General features: G+C 40.0%; 4 protein-coding genes. 2 read left to right on the top strand and 2 right to left on the bottom strand.

Annotation, left to right across the window (positions count from 1 at the left end; all coding sequences use genetic code 11):
- Window positions 1-204 precede the first annotated feature (204 nt).
- Window positions 205-597: a heme-binding protein gene (locus tag ACEW8U_RS11360; RefSeq protein ID WP_373522161.1), complete on the bottom strand. Its 393-nt coding sequence runs from the start codon at window positions 595-597 to the stop codon at window positions 205-207.
- Between the two features lie 191 nt (window positions 598-788).
- Here ACEW8U_RS11360 and ACEW8U_RS11355 point away from each other — a divergent pair, with 191 nt between their 5' ends.
- Window positions 789-1,892, top strand: coding sequence for a Gfo/Idh/MocA family protein (locus ACEW8U_RS11355; protein ID WP_373522160.1), 1,104 nt, complete (start codon window positions 789-791; stop codon window positions 1,890-1,892).
- 263 nt (window positions 1,893-2,155) lie between these two features.
- Window positions 2,156-2,569 (top strand): GxxExxY protein, encoded by a 414-nt coding sequence (locus tag ACEW8U_RS11350; RefSeq protein WP_373522159.1) that lies wholly within the window; start codon window positions 2,156-2,158, stop codon window positions 2,567-2,569.
- A gap of 89 nt (window positions 2,570-2,658) precedes the next feature.
- Here ACEW8U_RS11350 and recG read toward each other — a convergent pair.
- Window positions 2,659-4,191, bottom strand: a 1,533-nt coding sequence (recG, locus tag ACEW8U_RS11345) for an ATP-dependent DNA helicase RecG (RefSeq protein ID WP_373522158.1), incomplete at its 5' end; no start/stop codon positions are given.

Raw genomic sequence — 4,191 nt, 5'->3', positions numbered from 1 at the left:
GTCATAATAACCCATGTTGTTTTTGTAGGAAAAAAGCCATTCCAAAACAACCAAGAAAATCATTACCGGGGTCGCAATAAGAATAAGGTTAGGAAGATCTAAGTTTACAATATGTTCAAAGGTTAATTTTTCTTTTTCCATTAATTCAAAAATATAGTCTTTAATTTAAGTCGAATGTAGAACAGTAACTAATGGATAAAAAAATCAAAGTGATTTAATACCTGCCTCAGCTATAATCCCATCCTGCGCGGAAGTCACACCCGAAACGCCAATAGCACCCACACATACACCATCTTTGAAAATCGGTAATCCACCTTCTACCGCTACCGCATTGGGCAATGTAAGAATATGGACCCCTCCACTTTTGACCATATCCTCAAAAACCTTGCTAGATCTCTTGAAAAACACAGCAGACTTTGCTTTTGCCTGAGCAACTTCCACACTGCCAATCTGTACGCCATCCATTCTTCGGAGTGCAATCAAGTGTCCCCCACCATCCAAAATGGCAATGACAACATTCCAGTTTTCAACTCGTGCCTTTTCCTCAGCAGCATCAGAAATCCTCAAGGCTTCTTCCAAAGTCAAATTAGGTTGCATTTGAGCTTGTATGATAGAATTAAAAGATATTAATATTAAGATTAGTAAGGTTAGCTTTTTCATGTTTAAGTTCAGTTTAAGTAAAATTGATAGTATTATCCCAATTTAATTATTTTTTTGAAGCACTGATTAAAAAGTCTTAAATTAAAACCTCAATATAGTCAAAGAACAAAATCAAAACCTATCAAACCATGAAAAACATCAGCAGAAGGGATTCTCTAAAAACCTTAACCCTGGGCACAGGAATTGGTCTTCTTTCCCCAATTACTTTAGTATCCTGTAGCAATACTCCAAAAAAAGACAAACTAGGTGTTGCCTTGGTGGGTTTGGGCTACTATAGCACCGATCTTCTGGCACCGGCTTTACAGCAGACAGAACATTGTTATCTGGCCGGAATAGTAACGGGAACACCTTCAAAAGCTGCTGACTGGAAATCAAAATACAATATCCCGGACAAGAATATTTACAACTATGAAAACATGGGAGGGATAGCGGACAATCCTGACATCGATGTCATCTATATAGTACTTCCACCTTCCATGCACATGGATTATACCATCAAAGCAGCACAAACCGGCAAGCATATATGGTGTGAAAAACCCATGGCAGTAACAGTGGAAGAGTGTCAAGCCATGATTGATGCCTGCAAAAAGAATAATGTTTCGCTTTCTATAGGCTACCGTTGCCAACATGAACCCAATACTTTGGAATATCAACGAATTGTCAAAGAAGGCCTTTTGGGAAAAGTTACCCAAGTGGATTGTGCTGCAGGATACCGTGAAGGAAGAACTGACCACTGGAAACAGAAAAAAGAAATGGGTGGTGGTGTCATTTACGACATGGGAGTGTACGCCATTCAAGGTGCAAGGTTAGGCTCCAATATGGAACCTATAGCTGTCAACACTGCCAAAATCTGGACAGAAAGACCGGAAATATATAAGGATGGCTTGGGTGAAATCGTAGAAGCACAACTTGAATTTCCAGGAGGAGTCATGGGCAACATTAAAACATCATTTGGCGAAAATGTAAACTTTTTGAATATCACTTGCGAAGAGGGAACTATAGAAATGGCGCCTTTTTCTTCTTACGCCGGAAATAAGGGTACCAGCCCACTTGGAGAGATCAACTTCCCCTACCAAGTGCCTTGGCAACAAGCCAACCAAATGGATATGGATGCTTTGGCCATCATGGGCGGTAATCCAGTGCCTGTTCCTGGAGAAGAGGGATTGAGGGATATCAGAATTGTGCAGGCTATCCTAAAATGTGCTGAAACCGGTCAGAGGGTAGAGATATAGTTTGCAGAATGGAAGTTTAATTGTTCTCGCAGATTTCGCTAAATCCGCAGATTGATTAATGGGATGTTTTAAAATATTCTATAATTATTCAATGCGAATTTTGGAATTTGAATGACTGTAAACCTCATAAGAAATCCGACAGGTATTTCTTATGAGGAAATATAAAGGGTTTCTTTCTTAGAAGAATAAATAAAAATCTAAATTGATTTGCAGACTTCGCAGAATTGTTAGAATTCAAAAATTGATGCCATGGTTTTAACTTAATGCCGTTAAATTATTTAAAAAGGTTAAACATTTTTAGTATGCATGAGAATCAAATATCTTATTCTATCAGGGGTGCAATATTTAATGTTTACAGGAAATTGGGGCCTGGGTTATTGGAATCTATTTATGAATTGGCTCTTTTTTATGAAATTAAAAAAATGGGATTAGATGTTTCACGGCAAGTGGATCTTCCTATTCATTATGAAAATGAGGTTCTGGGCCATTACAGGATAGATCTTTTAGTAGAAAATAAAGTTATTATTGAAATCAAATCAGTCATTGAGCTTTTGCCAGTTCATCACAAACAGCTATTGACTTATTTGAAACTTAGCCAAAATAAATTGGGACTCTTAGTAAATTTCAATGTAAGTGATGCAAAAAATGGAATTATCAGGATAGTTAACGGTTTGTGATTCAATTCTGTCTTAACTTCAACTACTGGTGTTTTTTTTCTGCGAAATCCGCGAAGTCTGCGAGAAAAAACTCAAATCTGCGGGACAACCTAAGAAATCCTGCTCCAGTTAATCGCATGTTTCTTTTGGTTTCTTATCTGCCGCAGGACCATCGCATTTTGGGGCTGGGACAATTCCGGATCTTCCTGCAAAAGAAGTTGAGCCGCATCCCTTGCCATGGTCAGGATAGGTGCATCCCTGCTTAGGTCAGCAATCAATAAGTCTGCAACACCACTTTGTTGGGTACCCATCAAATCTCCCGGGCCACGTAATTTCAGGTCAACATCAGCAATCTCGAATCCATTGTTGGTCCTGACCATGGTCCCTAATCGTACCCGACTGTCTTTTGACAATTCATATTTGGTCATCAGGATACAATAAGATTGATCTGCCCCTCTGCCAACTCTTCCCCTTAATTGATGCATTTGAGACAAACCAAAGCGCTCTGCATTTTCAACAATCATCACAGAAGCGTTGGGCACATTTACACCCACCTCAATAACAGTTGTGGCTACCATGATTTTGGTTTCTCCTTTTACAAAGCGCTGCATTTCAAAATCTTTGTCCGGCGCTTTCATTTTTCCATGGACAATACTGATGGGGAATTCAGGGAAAGCACGGCAAACACTTTCATAGCCATCCATCAGATTTTTCAGATCCAATGTTTCTGATTCTTCAATCAGCGGATAAACTACATACACCTGTCTTCCCTCTAAAATTTGTTTTCGCATAAACCCGAAAACTTTCAATCGATCCTTATCATATCGGTGGACGGTCTGTATGGGCTTTCTTCCTTTGGGCATTTCATCAATGACCGAAATATCCAAATCCCCATACAGGGTCATTGCCAAGGTTCTAGGAATCGGAGTGGCAGTCATCACCAAAACATGTGGAACAAAATTCTCGTTTTTTGCCCATAATTTTGCGCGCTGTGCCACCCCAAAACGGTGCTGTTCATCAACAATCGCCAATCCCAGGTTTTTGAATTGGACGATATCTTCCAATAAGGCATGGGTTCCGATAATGATGTGTAGATCGCCCGAAAGCAACATTTCATGGATGATTCTCCGGGCGGACTTTTTGGTAGATCCTGTCAGTAAAGCAATTTTCAAACCCATCAGATCCGCATATTCTTTTAGCCCTTCATGGTGTTGGTTGGCAAGAATCTCAGTAGGTGCCATCAGGCAGGTCTGTGCGCCTGAACTTACCGCGATCAAAATACAGATAAAAGCTACCATGGTCTTGCCGCTGCCCACATCGCCCTGGATCAAACGGTTCATTTGCTTCCCTGATTTCATATCACCATAAGCTTCCCGGACCACTCTCATTTGCGCTTCGGTCAGCTCAAAAGGCAAATGTTCCTTGTAAAACTTTGTAAGCAATTCTGTTTGATTGAGAATCTGTCCTCTTGACTTTTCTGTTCTGGTAAGCTTGAGTTTCAATAACCTCAACTGCACAAAGAAAAACTCTTCAAATTTCAGCCGAAACCTTGCCTGTTTTAGGATTTCGGGATTTTCGGGAAAGTGGATTTGCTTTAGCGCTACCTGTTTTGAAATAAGGTTAAACCGCTGTATTATATCCAA

Origin of the sequence: Aquiflexum sp. (assembly GCF_041751335.1) — a bacterium.
In the GTDB taxonomy this organism is placed as follows: domain Bacteria; phylum Bacteroidota; class Bacteroidia; order Cytophagales; family Cyclobacteriaceae; genus Aquiflexum.
The sequence above is the reverse complement of the archived record's forward strand: the minus strand, read 5'-3'. Positions and strand labels throughout refer to the sequence as shown.

Bases quoted from the DNA above. Each gene is read 5' to 3' on its own strand.
- ACEW8U_RS11360 (WP_373522161.1), bottom strand. From the start codon at position 597: ATGCAACCTAATTTGACTTTGGAAGAAGCCTTGAGGATTTCTGATGCT.
- ACEW8U_RS11355 (WP_373522160.1), top strand. From the start codon at position 789: ATGAAAAACATCAGCAGAAGGGATTCTCTAAAAACCTTAACCCTGGGC.
- ACEW8U_RS11350 (WP_373522159.1), top strand. From the start codon at position 2,156: ATGCCGTTAAATTATTTAAAAAGGTTAAACATTTTTAGTATGCATGAG.